Annotated in this window: 15 protein-coding genes; 10 read left to right on the forward strand and 5 right to left on the reverse strand. The window is 71.4% G+C overall.

Annotation, left to right across the window (positions count from 1 at the left end; genetic code table 11):
• Positions 1-15: 15 nt before the first annotated feature.
• Genes ACH3VR_RS09725 through ACH3VR_RS09735 form a run of 3 tightly spaced genes read right to left on the reverse strand, consistent with a single transcriptional unit; the run spans position 16 to position 3,850 of the window.
• Positions 16-1,440: a YlbE family protein gene (locus ACH3VR_RS09725; RefSeq protein ID WP_396640587.1), complete on the reverse strand. Its 1,425-nt coding sequence runs from the start codon at positions 1,438-1,440 to the stop codon at positions 16-18.
• Positions 1,437-2,975, reverse strand: coding sequence for an acyl-CoA synthetase FdrA (gene fdrA, locus ACH3VR_RS09730; protein WP_396640588.1), 1,539 nt, complete (start codon positions 2,973-2,975; stop codon positions 1,437-1,439). Before fdrA ends, ACH3VR_RS09725 begins: the two co-directional genes overlap by 4 nt.
• Positions 2,972-3,850, reverse strand: coding sequence for a DUF2877 domain-containing protein (locus ACH3VR_RS09735; protein WP_396640589.1), 879 nt, complete (start codon positions 3,848-3,850; stop codon positions 2,972-2,974). The genes fdrA and ACH3VR_RS09735 overlap by 4 nt, the downstream gene beginning before the upstream one ends.
• Before the next feature lie 91 nt (positions 3,851-3,941).
• Here ACH3VR_RS09735 and ACH3VR_RS09740 point away from each other — a divergent pair, with 91 nt between their 5' ends.
• Together ACH3VR_RS09740 and ACH3VR_RS09745 are read left to right on the forward strand one after the other, a co-directional pair.
• Complete coding sequence (locus tag ACH3VR_RS09740; protein ID WP_396640590.1) at positions 3,942-4,874, forward strand: carbamate kinase; 933 nt, start codon at positions 3,942-3,944, stop codon at positions 4,872-4,874.
• Between the two features lie 24 nt (positions 4,875-4,898).
• Positions 4,899-5,216 carry a hypothetical protein gene (locus tag ACH3VR_RS09745; protein ID WP_396640591.1) on the forward strand — a complete coding sequence of 106 codons (318 nt, stop codon included), beginning with the start codon at positions 4,899-4,901 and terminating at the stop codon, positions 5,214-5,216.
• A gap of 45 nt (positions 5,217-5,261) precedes the next feature.
• Here the strand turns inward: ACH3VR_RS09745 and ACH3VR_RS09750 are convergent, their stop codons facing one another.
• The gene (locus ACH3VR_RS09750) at positions 5,262-5,969 is read right to left on the reverse strand and encodes an IclR family transcriptional regulator (RefSeq protein WP_396640592.1); all 708 of its coding nucleotides are present in this window, start codon (positions 5,967-5,969) and stop codon (positions 5,262-5,264) included.
• 139 nt (positions 5,970-6,108) lie between these two features.
• Between ACH3VR_RS09750 and ACH3VR_RS09755 the strand changes: the two genes are divergently transcribed.
• The 3 genes from ACH3VR_RS09755 (at position 6,109) to ACH3VR_RS09765 (ending at position 10,940) form a co-directional block, all read left to right on the forward strand.
• On the forward strand, positions 6,109-8,007 hold the full coding sequence (locus ACH3VR_RS09755; RefSeq protein ID WP_396640593.1) for an FAD-dependent monooxygenase: 1,899 nt from the start codon (positions 6,109-6,111) through the stop codon (positions 8,005-8,007).
• 252 nt (positions 8,008-8,259) lie between these two features.
• Positions 8,260-9,732, forward strand: coding sequence for an NAD-dependent succinate-semialdehyde dehydrogenase (locus ACH3VR_RS09760; protein WP_396640594.1), 1,473 nt, complete (start codon positions 8,260-8,262; stop codon positions 9,730-9,732).
• Between the two features lie 131 nt (positions 9,733-9,863).
• Positions 9,864-10,940 carry a winged helix DNA-binding domain-containing protein gene (locus ACH3VR_RS09765; RefSeq protein WP_396640595.1) on the forward strand — a complete coding sequence of 359 codons (1,077 nt, stop codon included), beginning with the start codon at positions 9,864-9,866 and terminating at the stop codon, positions 10,938-10,940.
• A 520-nt stretch (positions 10,941-11,460) separates the two neighbouring features.
• On the opposite strand, the gene ACH3VR_RS09770 is transcribed toward ACH3VR_RS09765, so the two are convergent.
• Positions 11,461-12,903 (reverse strand): helix-turn-helix domain-containing protein, encoded by a 1,443-nt coding sequence (locus ACH3VR_RS09770; protein ID WP_396640596.1) that lies wholly within the window; start codon positions 12,901-12,903, stop codon positions 11,461-11,463.
• 124 nt (positions 12,904-13,027) lie between these two features.
• On the opposite strand from ACH3VR_RS09770, the gene ACH3VR_RS09775 reads away from it, so the two are divergent.
• The 5 genes from ACH3VR_RS09775 to ACH3VR_RS09795 all read left to right on the forward strand — a co-directional run bounded on the left by ACH3VR_RS09775 (position 13,028) and on the right by ACH3VR_RS09795 (position 18,167).
• Positions 13,028-14,917, forward strand: coding sequence for a phosphoenolpyruvate carboxykinase (GTP) (locus ACH3VR_RS09775; RefSeq protein ID WP_396640597.1), 1,890 nt, complete (start codon positions 13,028-13,030; stop codon positions 14,915-14,917).
• Between the two features lie 188 nt (positions 14,918-15,105).
• A complete protein-coding gene (locus ACH3VR_RS09780; protein WP_396640598.1) occupies positions 15,106-15,255 on the forward strand; it encodes a hypothetical protein in 150 nt (49 codons plus the stop codon).
• A gap of 2 nt (positions 15,256-15,257) precedes the next feature.
• A complete protein-coding gene (locus ACH3VR_RS09785) occupies positions 15,258-15,467 on the forward strand; it encodes a hypothetical protein (RefSeq protein WP_396640599.1) in 210 nt (69 codons plus the stop codon).
• Positions 15,468-15,546: 79 nt separating this feature from the next.
• Positions 15,547-16,479: a hypothetical protein gene (locus ACH3VR_RS09790; protein WP_396640600.1), complete on the forward strand. Its 933-nt coding sequence runs from the start codon at positions 15,547-15,549 to the stop codon at positions 16,477-16,479.
• On the forward strand, positions 16,476-18,167 hold the full coding sequence (locus ACH3VR_RS09795; RefSeq protein ID WP_396640601.1) for a Dyp-type peroxidase: 1,692 nt from the start codon (positions 16,476-16,478) through the stop codon (positions 18,165-18,167). Before ACH3VR_RS09790 ends, ACH3VR_RS09795 begins: the two co-directional genes overlap by 4 nt.
• The last annotated feature ends 222 nt before the right edge of the window (positions 18,168-18,389 follow it).

Below are 18,389 nucleotides of genomic sequence, written 5' to 3' on the forward strand. Positions count from 1 at the left end.
ACGCCGTGCGGACGATCAGGCGAGCGCGTCCGCCAGCGCGAGCGTCGCCTTCTGGAAGGCCTCGACGGGCGGGTGCGTGATGCCGGCCCCGATCATCCCGATGCCCGGTTCCTTGTGCGCGATGGCGGTGTTGATGAGCGGGAGGATGCCGGTCTCCATGACCTTGCGCACGTCGATGCCCGTCGGCAGTCCGGCGAAGTCGAGGGCCGGGATCGTGAGGTTCTGGTTCGGGGTCGTCGTGATCTCGCCCATCGCGAGCGTGTGGGCCCGCGCCTCCCCGACCGTGCCGCCGACGAGCGCCACGATGGCGGGCGCGCCCGCCATCGCGAACCCGCCGAAGCCGAAGGTCTCGGTGATCGCGCTGTCGCCGATGTCGCGGCCCGAGTCGTCCAGCGTGTAGCCCGCGAACATCGGCCCGACCACCTGCTGCGCCGGTCCTGTGAACCACTGCCCGGGCAGGGCCGCGACGCGGATGCCGAACTCGATGCCGTTGCGCGCCATCGTCGTGACGACGGTCGAGTCCGGGATGCCCTCCGCCGCATCGAGGGCCGCCTTGGCCGCGGCCATCCAGGTCGGGCCGGAGAAGTAGTCGGAGCTCGCGATGAAGTCGAACACTTCCTTCTTCTGCGCCGCGGTGAATCGGGTCTGCAGCAGTGCCGGCGCGAGGGCCTGGAACAGCAGGAGCGTGCCGGCGATGTTGCGGTTGTGCGCTTCGTCGCCCATGTGCAGTGCCTGCGCGAGGAGGAGGCGCAGGTCGATCGGGCCGCCGATCTCCATCGCCTCGGCGAGCATCGGACCGAGCGTGTCGCGCATCCAGTTCAGGCGCGCGATGACGCTGTCGTCGTTGGCGCCCATCCGCAGGATCTTCGCCATCTGCTCCGACAGGTTCGTGTACGCCACGTTGCCGTGCGTCTCGTTGCGGACGATGTGCACGTACATCGACGCGGAGGTGACGCCGGCCATCGATCCGACGGAGGCGTGCTCGTGACAGGGTGAGAACGTGATCCGCCCGGAGGCCGCGACGGCGGCCGCCTCGTCGAGGTCGCGCGCGAGGCCTTCGAAGACGAGCGCGCCCGTGACGGCGCCCTTCATCGGCCCCGACATCCGCTCCCACTCGATGGGCGGGCCCGCGTGCAGGATCGTGGTCGCGGTCATTCCGGGCACGACGTCGAGCGCGCGGCCGAAGCCGACGAGCACGGGGCGGGCGCTCATGATGCGGTCGACGGCTTCGGCGTTCGCGGCGGCGATGCGGTCGGGAAGCGCGCCTGTCGCGAGGGCGTCGAGCGCCGCCACGACCCGGGGGTCGCCGCCGCCCGGCGGCGCCCAGTCGACGCCCGTGACGGCGGCGCCCTGCCGCGCGATGTCCTCCTCGAACATCGCGAGTCCGACGTTGACGACGTCGAGCGGCTTCGTGAAGAGGTCGTTCGTTCGGGTGCTCATGCGGTGGCGTCCTTCCGGATGAGGGCGCTGAGGTACGCGCCGGTTTCGGTGCTGCTGCGGGTGACGGTCACGCCGGCGCCCTCGAGCGCGGCGACCTGCGCCCCCAGCGACGGGCTGTCGAGGTCGGTGCCGAGCACATATCCGACGAACTCGAGCTCGCGGCCGGCGGCCGCCGCCCGAGCCGCGGCGATGGCGGGGAGGGTGACCCCGACGGGGTCGTCGTGCGCGCCGTACCCGAGCACGAAGTCCATGACGATGACGCCGACGGAGGGGTCTGCGGCCTCCTGGACGAGGCGCTCGAGCCGGAGCGAGGGATCGATCATCGGGTGGGGGCGCCCGTTCGTGAACGCGTCGTCGCCGAAGTCGAGGAACGTGTGGCCTCGGCTCGGCCGACCCGCCTCGAGCCGCAGTGCCGGATCCTTCTGGATGTTGCTCCAGACCTCCTCGCCCGCGTCGCGGAGGGCGTACATCGACTCGTCGCACAGCGTGCCTCCGCAGAAGAGGCCGCGGACGTTCCGCTGATCGGCCGGAAGGCGGCGACGGACGGCGGATGCGGCATCCCGATCCCACTCCGGAAGGAACGCTGCGGGTTCGACGACGGCCCGGACCGCGAGCAGGGCGGCCTCGGCGCTGCTCGCCGCGAACCGGCCGCCCGCGGCGATGACGGCGGCCTCCGAGCCGTCGATGAAGTAGACGACGACGGGCTTGCCCGCCGCGGCGGCCTCGGCGAGCACCCGCTCCTCCACCTCGGGCGCGGGCGGCTTGGAGACGAGTACGATCGCGGCGGTTCCCTCGTCGGCGGCGAGCGCCCGGATGCCGTCGATCATCATGATCCCGCCGACTTCGGCGCTCAGGTCCCGGCCGCCCGTGCCGATGAGCTGCGAGACGCCGCCGCCCAGCGCATGGATGCGGACGGCGACCTCCTGCGAGCCTGTGCCGGACGCCGCGACGATGCCGATGGTCCCGCGGCGCACGGCGTTCGAGAAGCAGAGGCCCGTGCCGTTGATGATGGCCGTGCCGCAGTCCGGGCCCATGAGGAGGAGCCCGCGCTCGTGCGCGAGCGCCTTGAGCGCGACCTCGTCCTCGACGGGCACGTTGTCGCTGAAGAGCATGACGTGCAGGTCGTGCTCGAGCGCCGTGCGCGCTTCGCGGGCGGCGAAGGCGCCGCCTACCGCGATGACGGCGAGATTCGTGTCGGGCTGGACGGCGACCGCGCCCCTGATCGTGCGCGGGCGGGGCCGCGACGTCGCGGCGCGCGCATGCCGCGCCTCGAGCAGGGCTTCGATCGCGGCGACCGCCTCCTCGGAGTCGGCGTCGTCGCCCGTGACGGCCACGATCATGAGGTCGCTGCTGGTCGCCGCCTCGAGCGCCGGCACGAGCAGGCCCAGGCTCCCCAGGACGCCTTTGTTCATCTCCGTCGCCATCGCGACGAAGGCCTGGTCGATGCCGTCGATCGCGTTCGCCCGCGTCGAGATCGACATCAGCGACACGGAGTCGATGTAGGTGTTGCTCTTGATCACAGCAGTGACGGTCACGCGGTGCCTCTCAGTTCTGTCTCGAGTCGAAGGCCGGCGAGGATGCCGGTGATGAGGTCGATGCCGGAGGTGTGCCCGATGGCCGCCACCGCTCGGGCCGCGTCGTGCAGTGCCGCGCCGTCGGCCGGCGCGGAGAGCCTGAGCAGCAGCCGCATGACGCTGTGCCGGGCGCGACCGGCGAGCGCCGCGCGCAGCATGGCGCGCGAGACGAGCGTCGTCGTCGCCCCTCGCCGCTCGAGCGCTCGCTCCAGCGCGGGGAGATAGACCGCGACGCGGCTCCCCGGGCGCGTCGCGACGAGCGCGAGGCCGGCGAGCACGTCGTCGCCCGACGGCGTCAGTCCCGGGCCCAGGCCGAGGAGCGCCCGGATGCCGCTGCCCAGGGTCTGCGCGTCGCCGGCGAGCTCGCCCCGCACGATCGCTCCGACCCCGTCGCGCAGCCGTGCCGCGACGGCGGCGGAGAAGGCGTCGGCGGGGGTCGACGCCCGCTCGGCGATCGCGGCGAGCACGTCCATCCCCGGAACGAGCCCGGCGGGGTCGTCCGGCAGCGGTGCGATGCGAGGCGCCCAGATGCCGGCATCCGTCACCACGAGAGCCGGGTGCGGGTCGGTCTCGAGGCGGACGACGTCCCGGCCGATCTCGACGCGGCGCCCGGGAGTCCACCGCTCGGGCGCCCACCCTGCCACGTCGGCGCGGATCGCCCACGGGCCGTCGTCGACCGTGCGCGCGGACAGCGAGACGAGGGTGCCGTCGTCGGCCTCGAGATTCACGACGCGCGCGAACGTCGAGTGCACGCGGCCGCGCACGACGCCGGCCCGCAGCCGGTCGGAAAGCGCAAGGTCGAGCGAGAGGGCGCGCGGGGGAGCGGTGGTCGTCATCGCGCCCCCTTCCACTGAGACTTGTCGCAATCTTATGGCAGACGGTATACCATATTCAATCTCGCATCTTCACCGAACGAGGAGGACAGGCATGAGGGTCGTCGTGGCTCTGGGAGGCAATGCGCTCGCGCGCCGGGGGGAGCCGATGACGGCCGACCGGCTGCGGGCGAACGTGCGGTCGACATGTCAGGCCCTGGCGGATCTGGCGCGCGAGAGCGAGCTCGTGATCACGCACGGCAACGGTCCGCAGGTGGGCCTCCTCGCACTGCAGAACCTCGCCTATCAGGACGTCGCGGCCTACCCGCTCGACATCCTCGGCGCCGAGACGCAGGGCATGATCGGCTACGTCGTGCAGCAGGAGCTGTCCAACGCGCTCGCGGGCGAACGAGACGTCGCGGCCGTGCTCACGACGACCGTCGTCGACGAGGCGGACCCGGCGTTCGAGCGCCCGACCAAGCTCATCGGCCCGCAGTACTCCGCGCAGGACGCCGCCGAGGCGGCGGCCGAGTACCGCTGGACCATCGCTCGCGACGGCGCCGCCTTCCGGCGCGTCGTGCCCTCGCCCGATCCCATCCGCATCGTGCAGGCGCCGCTCGTGCGCCTCCTCCTCGAGAACGATCACCTCGTGGTGTGCGTCGGCGGGGGCGGGGTTCCCGTGCGGACGGATGCCGACGGCCGGCGCCAGACGGGCGTGCAGGCCGTCGTCGACAAGGACCTCGCGAGCGCCGCGCTCGCGGCCGAGCTCGACGCCGACCTCTTGATCATGCTCACCGACGGCGACTACGTGAGCGAGGCGTGGGGCACCCCGCGGCAGCGCGACATCCTCACCGCCTCCGCCGACGCCATCTCCGAGCTCGCCTTCGCGGAGGGGTCGATGCAGCCCAAGGTCGACGCCGCGATCCGCGTCGCGCGCGCGGGCGGGCGGGCGCTCATCGGTCCGCTCGACCGGCTCGACGACCTCCTCGCGCGCCGCGTGGGCACCGAGGTGCGACCCGACCTCGACGGCGGCATCGTCTACGTCTGACGGGGCGCGTGGGAGGATCGCAGGATGAGGACGATCCAGCTGCGCCGGTACACGCTCGTCGACGGGGAGTACGACGCCTTCCTGGCGTGGTGGGACGAGTGGATGCCGCGCCTCCGGCCCGCGGCCGGATTCGCGATCGAGTTCGCCTACGGGCTCCGCGAGTCGAACGAGTTCGTCTGGGCCGTCAGCGCGGAGGGCGACCGCGAGGCGTTCCTCGCGATCGAGAAGACGTACCTCGAATCGCCCGAGCGCGCCGCGGCATCCGTCGGCGTGCCGCAGCGCATCTCGGCGCACGACATCCGCTTCGCCGACGAGGTGCGCGTCGCCGGCGCGACCGGCTGAGCTGCCCGGCGTCGCCGGCTGACCCCTCGACGGGCTCGGTGCCCGTCAGCCGCCGATCGCCGCGGTGATCGCGCGCGCGACCCGTTCGAGGCGCGCGGCGATGTCCGCGTCGGGGTGCGGGTCGGAGAGGTAGACGACCGCGACCGCCGCGCGCTCGCCCTTGGGCAGCCGCAGCGGCACGGCGATCGAGCGCAGGCCCGCGATCACCTCGTCGTGGCTCGTCGCCCATCCGCGCTCGCGCGCCGTGCGGACGTCGGCGCGGTGCCGGTCGTCGAGCGACTCCGGCCATGACGGCTCGGGCGCGAGGGTCAGGATCGCCTTCCCCGGTGCGCCGACGGTGACAGGATGCCGTGTCCCCGGCCGCTGCGCGACCGAGGCGACGCCGTGGCGCGGCTCCACGCTCGCGAGCGTCACGCACTCGTCGCGGTCGAGGATCGACAGGAAGCACGTCATGCCCAGATCGTTCGCCGCCTCCGTGAGCTCGGGCAGCGCCTCGGCCTGAAGGTCCTGCGCGACGCCGGCGGCGAGCGCCGCCATGCGCGCGCCGAGCGTCACGCGGCCGTCGGCGTCGCGGACGACAAGCCCGTGGTCCTCCAGCGTGCGCAGGAGGCGGTAGGCGATCGAGCGGTGCACGCCGAGCCGTGCGGCGAGGTCGTCGATCGTGAGCGGTGCGCGGGCGTCGGCGAGGATCTCGAGGATCCGGATGCCGCGGCTCAGGGTCTGCGACGCGGGCGCCTTCGACTCGTCGGGCATGCGGCATCCTTCCCGCCCTTGTGCCGGGGCATCCACTTCGTATACGATCTGTTCAATAGTAGAACGGCGTGTTCGAATATAGAACACGATCCGATCGCGAACAAGACCTGACAGCGATGTCCGGGAAGGATCGACGAAGATGCAGTTCCACCACCACGGTTACGTCTCGGGAGAGCCGCGCGTGCAGGATGCCGCGGGTACGGGCATCGATCGCCCTGCCGAACTCCCCGACGAGATGGATGTGCTCATCGTCGGTTCGGGCCCCGCGGGCATGCTGCTCTCAGCGCAGCTGTCGCAGTTCCCCGGCGTCGTGACGCGCATCATCGAGCGCCGCGAGGGGCGGCTCGTGCTGGGCCAGGCCGACGGCATCCAGCCGCGCAGCGTCGAGACGTTCCAGGCCTTCGGCTTCGCCGAGCGGATCGTCGCCGAGGCGTACAACATCGCCTACATGAACTTCTGGGGTCCCGATCCGGAGAACCCCGCGAACATCATCCGCACGGCCCGCACGGAGGACTACGCCCTCAAGATCAGCGAGTTCCCGCACCTCATCGTCAATCAGGCGCGCGTGCTCGACTACTTCGCCGAGGCCGCCGCGCACGGCCCCGGCCGCATCGTGCCCGACTACGGCGTCGAGTTCCTCGGACTGACCGTGCAGGACGACCACGTCGACGTGCGCGTGCGGCACACGAGCGGCCCGCGCGCCGGGGAGGAGCGCACCGTGCGTGCGAAGTACGTCGCCGGGTGCGACGGCGCGCGCAGCGGCGTGCGCGAGGCGATCGGGCGCAAGCACGTGGGCGGCATCTCGGCGCACGCGTGGGGCGTCATGGACGTGCTCGTCAACACCGACTTCCCCGATTGGCGAACCAAGTGCGCCATCAACGCCGAGGCGGGCAACATCCTGCACATCCCGCGCGAGGGCGGCTACCTCTCCCGCATGTACATCGACCTGGGCGCGGTCGCCGACGACGACAACCACCGCGTCCGCCAGACCTCGATCGACGACATCATCCGCAAGGCGAACGAGATCCTGCATCCCTACACGCTCGACGTGAAGCAGGTCGCCTGGCACAGCGTCTACGAGGTCGGCCACCGCGTGACCGACGGCTTCGACGATGCGGGCGACTCCGACCGCCACCCGCGCGTGTTCCTCACCGGCGACGCGTGCCACACGCACAGCGCGAAGGCCGGGCAGGGCATGAACGTCTCGATGCAGGACGGCTTCAACCTCGGTTGGAAGCTCGGCCACGTGCTGACCGGCCTCGCACCCGATTCGCTCCTCGAGACGTACTCGGCCGAGCGCCGACCCGTCGCGCAGCAGCTCATCGACTTCGACAAGGAGTGGTCGAGCCTCATGGCACGCAAGCCGGAGGAGATCTCCGACCCGCAGGAGCTCGCGACGTTCTACCTCGGCACCGCGGAGTTCCCCTCGGGATTCATGACGCAGTACGGCCCGTCGGCGATCGTGACGGATGCCGCGCACCAGGCGCTCGCCGCGGGGTTCCCCCTCGGCAAGCGCTTCAAGTCGGCCGAGGTCACGCGGATCTGCGACGGCAACGTCATCCACCTCGGCCACCACGCGAAGGCCGACGGACGCTGGCGCGTCTACGCCTTCGCCGACGCGCCCGCCGCAGGCGAGGCATCGGCGCTCGCGGACTGGGCGGAGTGGATCGCCTCGCCCGAGTCGCCCGTCGCGCGGTTCACCCCCGAGGGTGCCGACGTCGACGCCGTCTTCGACGTGAAGGCGATCTACCAGCAGCGACACGAGGACGTCGACCTCACGCGCGTGCCCGCCGCCTTCCTCCCGAAGTCCGGGCCCCTCGGGCTCACGGACTGGGAGAAGGTCTACGCCGCGGGCCCGGACGGGTGGCGCAGCCTCGACATCTTCGCCGAGCGCGAGCTGTCGCGCGATGGCGTCGTGGTCGTCGTGCGGCCCGACCAGTACGTCGCCGCGGTGCTGCCGCTGGAGGCGACCGACGAGCTGGCCGCGTTCTTCGAGGGCTGCCTGCTGCCGCAGCGTGTCGCCGTCCCGGCGAGCTGAAGGCTGCCGGCCCGCGCCGCGAGACTTCCCGTGTGTCACGCCCGACGGGCGAAATCGTGACATGCGCGAAGTCTCGCGAAGGGATGCCGCGCCGCGGCGCGGCATCCCCCTTGTACATGACGGCGAAAAGGATGCCCGCGCTCGCCGTCACGGAGAAGGCACGTCGCCGCACCGCTCATGAGAATGAGTGCAGGCGACGGCCGCAGACCAACGACACGGACCGCCCGGAGCGGCCGACGACGAAGGAGTCCCATGAGCGAGAACCGCGAGAGCGAACTGCTGGCGAAGGTGCCCGATGGCCTGTTCATCGACGGGGAGTGGCTGGCCGCCGACGGCGGCAAGACGCTGAAGGTGTTCGATCCCGCGACGGGCGAGGTCGTGAAGGAGATCGCGAACGCGTCGCCCGGGGACGGCATGGCCGCTTTGGACGCTGCGGATGCCGCGTTCCCGTCCTGGTCGCAGACGCCGCCGCGTGAGCGCGGCGAGCTGTTGCGCCGCGCCTTCGACCTGCTGCAGGAGCGCAAGGAGGAGTTCGCGCTGCTGATGACGATCGAGATGGGCAAGCCGCTGGCCGAGGCGCGCGGCGAGGTCGCGTACGGCGGCGAGTTCCTGCGCTGGTTCAGCGAGGAGGCCGCGCGCATCCAGGGCCGCTACGGGTCGAACCCCGAGGGCACCGGCCGGATGATCGTGTCGCAGCACGCCGTCGGGCCGTGCTTCCTGATCACGCCGTGGAACTTCCCGCTCGCGATGGCGACCCGCAAGATCGCCCCGGCGCTCGCGGCGGGCTGCACCGTCGTGATCAAGCCGGCCGAGCTCACGCCGCTGACGACCCTGTACTTCGTGAAGCTGCTCGAGGACGCGGGCCTGCCCAAGGGCGTCGTGAACGTCTTCACGACCTCGACGTCGGGTGCCGTGTCGGAGCCGATCATCCGCGACCCGCGGCTGCGCAAGCTGTCGTTCACGGGCTCGACCCCCGTCGGCGTGCGCCTGCTCGAGCAGGCCGCGTCCGGCATCCTGCGCACCTCGATGGAACTGGGCGGCAACGCGCCCTTCGTGGTCTTCGACGACGCCGACCTCGACAAGGCGGTCGACGGGGCGATGCTGGCGAAGTTCCGCAACATCGGCCAGGCGTGCACGGCCGCGAACCGGTTCATCGTGCACCGCTCGGTCGCGGACGAGTTCGCCCGCCGCGTCACCGAGAAGGTGCAGGCCTTCAAGATCGGCCGCGGCACCGAGGAGGGCGTCGCGATCGGCCCGCTCATCGACAACCGCGCCGTCGCGAAGGCGTCGGAGCTGGTTCAGGATGCCGTCTCCCGCGGCGCCGTCGTCACGACCGGCGGGCACGCGATCGACGGTCCCGGAACCTTCTACGCCCCCACCGTTGTGACCGACGTCAAGCCCGGCAGCGAGATCCTCCAGGAGGAGATCTTCGGACCCGTGCTCGCGATCATCCCCTTCGACACCGAAGACGACGCCGTGCGCATCGCCAACGACACCGAGTACGGCCTCGTCTCCTACGTCTTCACCGAGAACCTCGCCCGCGGACAGCGCATGATCGAGCGCCTCGAGACCGGCATGATGGGCCTCAACGTCGGCGTAGTCTCCAACGCCGCCGCCCCGTTCGGCGGCTGGAAGTCGTCGGGCCTCGGACGCGAGGGCGGTGCCGAGGGCATCCACGAGTACCTCCAGACGAAGTACACCCTCACGCCGAACCCCTTCGCCTGACCTTCGGTCCCCGAGCCTGTCGAGGGGCGAGCCGATACGTCCTCGACGAGCCGATACGCCCGACACCGTTCGGGGCGTATCGGCTCGTCGCGTCTGTATCGGCTCGCGGGCGCAGACGGCAGGATGAGGGGATGCTGGAATCCGTGCGCGACGAGCGGCTCCGGTCGCACCGGCTGAGCGCGCCCGCACCGACGGTCGCCGCGGCGGCCGAGCACATGCTCGCCACGCAGGCCCAGGAGTTCTGGGGCGGGCGCTGGGCGATCGCGGCGCGCACGCGCGGCGAGCCGACCGTGCGCGACGTCGACGCCGCGTTCGACCGCGGCGAGATCGTGCGCACGTGGACGATGCGCGGGACGATCCACATCATCCCGGCGCGCGAGGTCGCGTGGGTGGTGTCGGTGACGGGCGAGCGCCAGTTCCGCAAGGCCGCCCCGCAGCACCGGTCCGAGTCGATCGACGCCGCCGAGGTCGCTCGCGCCGGAGCGCTCGCGCGTACCGCGCTCCGGGGCGGGAACCGGCTCGCCCGCAAGGAGATGTTCCGGGTCTGGGAGGACGGCGGCGTCTCGACGCGGGGTCAGCGCGGCTATCACCTCTTGTTCGCGCTCTCGGTGCGGGGCATCCTGTGCCAGGGCGCCGTCGTCCCGCGAGAGAAGGGGCCGACGCGGGAGCAGTACTTCGTGCTGCTCGAGGAGTGGGCGCCCGACCAGCTCGCCCCGAAGGATCCGCTCGCCGAGTTCTTCGTGCGCTTCATCGCCTCGCACGGCCCCGCCGGGGCGCGCGACTTCGCGTGGTGGACGGGGCTGCCGCTCGGCGTCTCGCGGGATGCGGCGGAGGCGGCATCCGATCGCCTGAAGGTCGTGGACGACGAGTCGGAGCCGCAGTATCTCGTCGCGGCGCCCGCACCGCGCCGCGTGGCGTCGGCGCCCGAGGTCTTCGCGCTCCCGCCGTTCGAGGAGTACTACCTGTCGTACGCCGACCGCACGGTGCCGTGCGCACCGGAGTTCCTCAAGGCGATCGGGCCGCACATGAACGGCATCGTGCGGCCGATCCTCGTGGCGCGGGGCGAGGCGGTCGGGGTGTGGACGCACTCGCTCGCCGTCGGTCGGCACACCGACGACCCGATCCCGGAGCTCTTCGCGCCCGGCGCCGCGACCGCGGAGGAGATCGGCGCGGCGCTGGACCGGTACCGCCGCTTCATCACCGCCTGACGCCGGCCCGGACGGCCTGAGGCGGCCCGACCTCCGCTGCGCCCTCCGCCCGACCCTCGGCGGGGCCGTGGCGCGGCCCGGCCTCAGCTGCGCACTCCGCCCCCTCCGCCGAGCGGACGCACTCCGCCAAGCGGGGCCGGGCCGTGTCGCGGCATCCACTCCCGCCTCGAGGCAGGGGATTCACGGCGAACGCGAGGGTACCGCCCTGGGGCTCGACGCGGATCCCCGGTCTCGGCGAAATGGCCGCGAGACAGGGGGTTTCGCCGAGACCGAGTGGCCAGACGCCCTGCCTCGGCGAGATCCCCTGCCTCGCGGCGCGCCGGACCGCTCAGCCGGCGGCGTGGTCCTCGAGGCAGGGGATTCACGTCGAACGCGAGGGCATCGCCCTGGGTCTCGACGCAGATCCCCGGTCTCGGCGAGATGGCGGCGAGACAGGGGGTTCCGCCGAGACCGGGATGCCAGACGCCCTGCCTCGGCGAGATCCCCTGTCTCGACGCCGGGCGGGCACGGCCGGACCCGCTCAGCCGGCGGCGTGGCGGTCGAGGAAGTCGTACACCTCGTTGTCGTCGACGCCCGGGAAGGCGCCGCGCGGGAGCGGCGAGAACATCTGCATGTGCACGCGCGCGCTCGGCCAGGCCTTGCCGCCCCAGCGCTCCGCGACGTCGGAGGCGGGCCGGCGGCAGCACGCTTCGTCGGGGCAGCGCGACACGGCGCGCTTCTGCGTCTCGCGGCCACGGAACCAGCGGGCGTCGTCGAAGGGCACGCCGACCGTGATCGAGAACTCGCCGGCCGAGGTCGTGCCGGTCTGCGTCGAGCACCAGAACGTCCCCGAGGGGGTGTCGGTGTACTGGTAGTGCTCGGTCGTGCGGTTCTGCTCCTCGAACGCCGAGCGCGCGAGGAAGCGGCGGCACACGATCTGTCCCTCGACCGACCCCGTGACATCCATCGGCACCGGCAGGTCGTCGTTCTCGTAGACGCGCGAGATCGAGCCCGACCCGTCGACGCGGAGGAAGTGCAGGGGGATGCCGGTGTGCACGGTCAGCAGGTTGGTCATGCGCATGCCGGCGGCCTCATGCGTCACGCCGAACGCGTCGCGGAAGTCCTCGACGGCGAGGTTGCGGTCCTTCTTGGCCTGCTGCAGGAACGCCACCGACGCCGTCTCGGGCATGAGGCAGCACGCGGCGTAGTAGTTGATCTCGAGCCGCTGGGCCAGGAAGTCGGCGTAGTCGGTGGGGGGCTTGTGCCCGAGCAGGCGGTGCGCCATCGCTTGGAGCGCCATCGATCGCAGGCCATGCCCGCCGGGGATCGACGCGGGCGGCAGGTAGATGCGCCCGTTCTCGAGGTCGGTGACCGAGCGCGCCGAGTGGGGCAGGTCGCTCACGTAGATGAGCTCGAAGCCGAGCTGCTCCGCCATGATGCTCACGGTGCGGTGCGTCAGCGCGCCCGACACGTGCCCCGCCGACTTGAGCTGCTTCTCGGCGAGCTTCTCGATGTCGGGGAGGTAGTTGTCGTGTGCGCGCATGCGGAGCCGCAGGTCGGTGTTGGCGCGCCGGGCCTCCTCGGGTGTCGCGATCGCCTCGCGCTCGCGCCGCTGCAGCTCGCGGTGCAGCCCCAGCACCGCCTCGATCGTGTCGTCGGTCATGCCCTTCGTGATCTTCACCGGCGTGATGCCCAGCTGACGGAACACGGAGCTCGACTGCGCGCGCTCGAGCTCGATCTCCAGAGCCGCGCGCCGGTTGGGCGGCTCGCTGGAGAGCAGGTCGGCGACCTCGACGCCCGTCACCTGTGCGATCGCCTGCAGGAGCGACAGCTTGGGCTCGCGCTTGCCGTTCTCGATGAGGCTCAGCTGGCTGCCGGCGACTCCGATCCTCTCGCCGAGCTCGTCGAGCGTGTACCCGTGGGTCACGCGCTGATGGCGGATGCGGTGGCCCAGTGTGGACAGTTCGATCGAGGTCGGAGGCATTCCTTGAGAATAGCGAAAGAATCCAGGTTCTTGAGCCGAGATGACGTCGTAAGCAGTGCGGGAAAGGTCGCATGGTGGAAGGGAGCCGCGAAAAGCGCGGCCGCCGCCCGAGGAGGAACTCGACATGGCGCTTGCCGACATCTTCACGCGTCCCATCCCCTTCAGCTCCGCCCAGCCCGCTCCCACGACCCCTGCCTTCGGCGCGCGTCCCGAGATCGCCGGTGCCGGCATGACGGCGCTCGTCGAGTGGGTCGAGGAGCTCGCGGCACTCACCGAGCCTGCAGCCGTCCACTGGGTCGACGGCTCCCGCGCCGAGAACGAGGCGCTCCTGCGCGCCATGGTCGACGAGGGGAAGCTCATCAAGCTCAATCCCGAGTGGCGTCCGGGATCGTACCTCGCCCGCTCGCACCCCAGCGACGTCGCCCGCACCGAGGCGCGCACGTTCATCGCTTCGGAGAACGAGCAGGACGCGGGGCCGACCAACAACTGGATCGCGCCGACCGAGATCCGGGGCATCCTGAACCCGCTGTTCCAGGGCAGCATGCGCGGACGCACGATGTACGTCGTGCCGTTCTCGATGGGCCCCGTCGGCGGGCCCCTCTCGCACATCGGCGTGCAGGTCACCGACAGCCCCTACGCCGTCACCTCCATCGGCATCATGACGCGCGTCGGTGCCGACGTGCTCCGCGAGATCGCCGGCGGCGCGCACTGGGTCAAGACCGTCCACTCGGTCGGTGCGCCGCTCGCGCCGGGCCAGCAGGATGTCGCGTGGCCGTGCAACGACGAGAAGTACATCGTGCACTTCCCCGACACGCTCGAGGTGTGGTCGTACGGCTCGGGCTACGGCGGCAACGCGATCCTCGCCAAGAAGTGCTTCGCCCTGCGCATCGCGTCGGTCATCGGTCGCGACGAAGGCTGGCTCGCCGAGCACATGCTCCTCATCCGCGTCATCGATCCGCGCGGCAAGGCCTACCACGTGGCGGCGGCGTTCCCCTCGGCGTGCGGCAAGACCAATCTCGCGATGCTCCGCCCCACGATCCCCGGATGGCGTGTCGAGACGCTCGGCGACGACATCGCGTGGCTGCGCCCCGGCGAGGACGGACGCCTCTGGGCGATCAACCCCGAGGCCGGCTTCTTCGGCGTTGCGCCCGGCACGGGCGAGTCGACGAACGTCACGGCCGTCGAGACGCTGTGGGGCAACACGATCTTCACGAACGTCGCGCTCCGCCCCGACGGCGACGTCTGGTGGGAGGGCCTCACCGACGAGCCGCCGGCACACCTCACCGACTGGGAGGGCAACCCGTGGACGCCCGCGATGGGCCGCCCCGCCGCGCACCCGAACTCGCGCTTCACGGTGAGCGCCGCGCAGTGCCCGCAGATCGCCGACGACTGGGATGCCCCGCAGGGCGTGCCGCTCGACGCGATCCTCTTCGGCGGCCGCCGCGCGACGAACGTGCCGCTCGTCGTCGAGGCGACCGACTGGACGCACGGCGTCTTCATGGGCTCGAACATCTCGTCGGAGCGCACCGCGGCCGCCGAGGGCACGGTGGGGGAGCTCCGCCGCGACCCGTTCGCGATGCTCCCGTTCTGCGGATACAACATGGCCGACTACTTCGGCCACTGGCTCAAGGTGGGCCAGAAGCTGCGCTTCGACCGCGCGCCGCGCGTGTTCCAGGTCAACTGGTTCCGCAAGGGCGCCGACGGCCGGTTCCTCTGGCCCGGGTTCGGCGACAACTCGCGCGTCGTCGACTGGATCATCCGTCGCATCGAGGGCCAGGTGCCCGCCGTCGACAGCCCCATCGGGCGCCTGCCGCGCACGGAGGATCTCAACCTCGAGGGCATCGACGTGCCGCAGGCGGACCTCGACGAGCTCTTCGCGATCGACCCGGTCTCGTGGACGCGTGAGGCCGACCTGACCGAGGAGTTCTACTCGACGTTCGACGGCCGCGTCCCTGCGGCGCTCCAGGCCGAGCTCGCCGCGCTGCGCTACCGGCTCAAGGTCGCCCAGCGCTGACACCTGATCCGAGGATGCCTCGACCCGCACTGTGCACCGGGTCGGGGCATCCGTCGTTCGCGGCGTGCCGCCGCCCGGGGCATCCGTCGTTCCCGCCCTGCCGCCGCCCGCGGATCGGCATGGTCGCATCGGCGGGGTCGATCGTCAACCCCGGCGAAGCGACACGCTCCCCGATCTAGATTCGCCGCATGACCGATCGAGACAAGCCGAACACGCAAGGCGTCGCCGACGAGAACCCCGAAGCCGATACGGCGTCGGGCGGCGCGCCCGAAGAGCCCGACCGAGACGACACGACCGACGAGCACGGCCGTCCCGTCGACAACCCTTCGGGAGGATGACGATGCCGAAGCTCATCGCACTCGTGCTCATCGCGGGCGCCGCCGCGGCGGCCTACGTCGCCGGGACGAAGGCGGGCCGCGCCCGCTATCGCGAGATCAGCGCCACCGCGAAGAGGATGTGGGACGACCCCGCCGTGGAGAAGATGCGGAAGCGGGCCTACGCGCAGCTCGAGAAGACGGCGAAGCGCGCCGCCGACAAGATCCCGACGTGATCACCCCGGCCGCCGCCTCGGTGCGGCGGCCGGGCACTTCGTCGTCGTGTGGGGCGCCGGCCACTGCTAGCTTCCGAGAATGGCTCTCGTTCGGTTCTCCCCGCCCGGCGACCTCGCGGACGTGCACGACGATGACTTCCGGGCAGCATGGCACGAGCTCGTCAGCGACCTGATCGCCGAAGCGACCGAAGTGAGCGGACGCGGCGCCTACATCAATCCCGCGCTGCGCGACGTCCGTCCCGAGCACGAGCGGGCCATCACATGGACGGGCCTGTCCCGGCCGCTGCTCACGGAGCATCGCGACGATCGTCGGGCCGCCTATGAGGCGGCCGAGGATCGCGGCGCGCAGATCGAGTATCTCGAGTGGCACGTCGAGCGGACGGACGGGAAGGTCTCGCGCGTCACGTTCACGACCGAGACGCCGGAGTACTGGAAGCTGCTCGCGGCGCGGCATCCCGATGTCGTCCTGAAGCTGTACCGGCGATTCGTGTCGCGCCGCGTCACCCGCAAGGACCTCTTCCCGGGCGGCGGATATGACCCGCTGAACCGGTGGAACACGACGGACGGGATCGTCCACTACGTCATGCCGATCAACTCGATGGGCGACCTGCTCGGCGTCTCGCAGGAGCTCGAGCCCTCGCAGCACGCCGACGACGGGCTCGACGCCCTGCCGTACTCGCGCGCGACGGGCGCCGATGCGCGGATCAATTTCGACGTCTGGGCGATGGCGCGGCAGGGTCTGCTGATCGCGACGGCGAATCCGCCCGGCCTGTACATGGTCGGCTGGGACGACTCGGGATGGACGAAGCCCGACGGCACGCCTGTGGGCGATTACTGGACGATCGAGCGCGGTCGCCCGGGCGCCGCCCTGCGCGTCACCTATCGGGTGCCGGAGGGCGAAGGGTTCCTCGTCGGCGACATCGCGATCGGCGGTCGTCCCGTCGAGTTCGGCGGCCAGCTGGCCGAGCACATCACCATGTCGGCGCACGTCGTGGTGGGAGGAGCGGCATGAGCGACGAGGGTGCGGGGGCTCTCGCGAGCCTCATGGATGCCGGGGTGCAGCGCCTCTCGGGAATCACCCTGCCCGGGCCGCCGGCGGCTGCGTCTCGCGGGGCGAGGTCGGCGGCACCCGAGTCGGGAGAGCCCGTCTTCGACGCGGCGGCGACGGCCGACATCCAGGGCAACGTCATCCCGGGGTTCAACAAGGACCACCAGCGCTTCCTCTTCTGCACGGCGACCGGAACGGACGGGGCGCGAGCGTGGTTGCGGTGGCTCGCGCCGCGGCTGTCGAGCATGCAGGAGGTGCTCGACTTCCGCCGGGAGTTCCGGCGCGAGCGGCTCGCCTCGGGAAGCGCGAAGCCGTCGAAGAAGGCGACCTGGACCGCGTTCGCGCTGTCGCGAGCGGGCGTCGTCAAGCTGGTGGGCGCCGACGCGCTCGAAGAGCTCGGCGACGAAGCGTTCCGTCAGGGGATGGCCGTGCGCTCGACGTACCTCGGCGATCCGAGCGAACCCGGAGTCGCGGGCCATCGCGACGCGTGGCGGGTCGGCGGCGGAGTCGAACCGGACTTCCTGGTGATCGTCGCCTCGGATTCGCTGAAAGACCTCGACCGTGCGGCATCCGCGGTCATCGACGAGGGCGCGCGCCACGGTGTCGAGGTGACCTTCGACCAGCTCGGCGAGAACCTGCCGGGCACGCTGGCCGGGCACGAGCACTTCGGGTTCAAAGACGGCATCTCGCAGCCGGGCATCCGCGGCACGACGGAGGACGGCGAGTACCTCGCGCCGCGGTATCTCGACACGCGCAATCCGCACTCGAGGATCTTCGGCAAGCCCGGTCAGCCTCTCGTCTGGCCGGGACAGTTCCTCGCGGGGTGGCCGCGCCAGAATCCCGCCGACCCGCTCGTGGCCGATGCGGGCACCGGCGTGTTCCCGGACTGGGCCCGCAACGGCTCGTACCTCGTGGTGCGGCGGCTGGCTCAGGACGTGCCCGCCTTCTGGGACTTCGCCGCCCGCGCAGCCGCGGGCCATGGGACCGACCCCGTGCGCTTCGCATCGCTCATGGTGGGTCGCTGGCCGAGCGGCGCCCCGATCTCGCGCGCGCCCGAGGCCGATGACCTGGCGCTCGCGGGGGACGAGTTCGCCGCGAGCCACTTCCAGTTCGACGATGACACGAGAGCCTGGATGCCGAGCCCCGAGCTCGCGGAGGCGGGGTACCCCGGCGACGACCACCCGCCGGCGCGCGCCGACGTCTTCGGGGAGGTGTGCCCGATGGCGGGGCACATCCGCAAGGTCAATCCGCGCGACAGCGGCACCGACTTCGGCGCGCCGGCCGACACGTTCCTGCGGCTCATGCTGCGTCGCGGCATCCCGTACGGACCTGCGCTGGCCGGCGTGAAAGACCCTTCGGACGAGCTCGTCGCGACCGAGCGCGGACTCATGTTCGCGGCGTACATGGCTTCGATCGAGGACCAGTTCGAGTTCGTCGTGCGCCGCTGGGCGAACTCGGCGCTGCAGCCCAACGCCGGCGGCCACGACCCGGTCATCGGCCAGAGCGAGGTGCACGGCGACCGCACGCGCACGTTCGAGACCGGCTCTGGTGCGGTGTTCACGCTCGAGCGAGAGTTCGTGACGACGACCGGCGGAGGCTACTTCTTCGCCCCCTCGATCTCGGCCGTCGCCGGCATCCTCTCCGGCGGCTGATTGCCAGACCTCCGAGGAGCGCCCTTTTTCGGTCCCCGAGCTTGTCGAGGGGTCGACGCCTGACCTCCGAGGAGCGCCCTTTTTCGGTCCCCGAGCTTGTCGAGGGGTCGACGCCTGACCTCCGAGGAGCGCCCTTTTTCGGTCCCCGAGCTTGTCGAGGGGTCGACGCCTGACCTCCGAGGAGCGCCCTTTTTCGGTCCCCGAGCTTGTCGAGGGGTCGAC

It is taken from the genome of Microbacterium alkaliflavum (assembly GCF_044325405.1).
GTDB classification, from domain to species: Bacteria; Actinomycetota; Actinomycetes; order Actinomycetales; family Microbacteriaceae; genus Microbacterium; species Microbacterium alkaliflavum.

Bases quoted from the DNA above. Each gene is read 5' to 3' on its own strand.
- ACH3VR_RS09725 (WP_396640587.1), bottom strand. From the start codon at position 1,440: ATGAGCACCCGAACGAACGACCTCTTCACGAAGCCGCTCGACGTCGTC.
- ACH3VR_RS09735 (WP_396640589.1), bottom strand. From the start codon at position 3,850: ATGACGACCACCGCTCCCCCGCGCGCCCTCTCGCTCGACCTTGCGCTT.
- ACH3VR_RS09740 (WP_396640590.1), top strand. From the start codon at position 3,942: ATGAGGGTCGTCGTGGCTCTGGGAGGCAATGCGCTCGCGCGCCGGGGG.
- ACH3VR_RS09745 (WP_396640591.1), top strand. From the start codon at position 4,899: ATGAGGACGATCCAGCTGCGCCGGTACACGCTCGTCGACGGGGAGTAC.
- ACH3VR_RS09750 (WP_396640592.1), bottom strand. From the start codon at position 5,969: ATGCCCGACGAGTCGAAGGCGCCCGCGTCGCAGACCCTGAGCCGCGGC.
- ACH3VR_RS09755 (WP_396640593.1), top strand. From the start codon at position 6,109: ATGCAGTTCCACCACCACGGTTACGTCTCGGGAGAGCCGCGCGTGCAG.
- ACH3VR_RS09760 (WP_396640594.1), top strand. From the start codon at position 8,260: ATGAGCGAGAACCGCGAGAGCGAACTGCTGGCGAAGGTGCCCGATGGC.
- ACH3VR_RS09765 (WP_396640595.1), top strand. From the start codon at position 9,864: ATGCTGGAATCCGTGCGCGACGAGCGGCTCCGGTCGCACCGGCTGAGC.
- ACH3VR_RS09770 (WP_396640596.1), bottom strand. From the start codon at position 12,903: ATGCCTCCGACCTCGATCGAACTGTCCACACTGGGCCACCGCATCCGC.
- ACH3VR_RS09775 (WP_396640597.1), top strand. From the start codon at position 13,028: ATGGCGCTTGCCGACATCTTCACGCGTCCCATCCCCTTCAGCTCCGCC.
- ACH3VR_RS09780 (WP_396640598.1), top strand. From the start codon at position 15,106: ATGACCGATCGAGACAAGCCGAACACGCAAGGCGTCGCCGACGAGAAC.
- ACH3VR_RS09785 (WP_396640599.1), top strand. From the start codon at position 15,258: ATGCCGAAGCTCATCGCACTCGTGCTCATCGCGGGCGCCGCCGCGGCG.
- ACH3VR_RS09790 (WP_396640600.1), top strand. From the start codon at position 15,547: ATGGCTCTCGTTCGGTTCTCCCCGCCCGGCGACCTCGCGGACGTGCAC.
- ACH3VR_RS09795 (WP_396640601.1), top strand. From the start codon at position 16,476: ATGAGCGACGAGGGTGCGGGGGCTCTCGCGAGCCTCATGGATGCCGGG.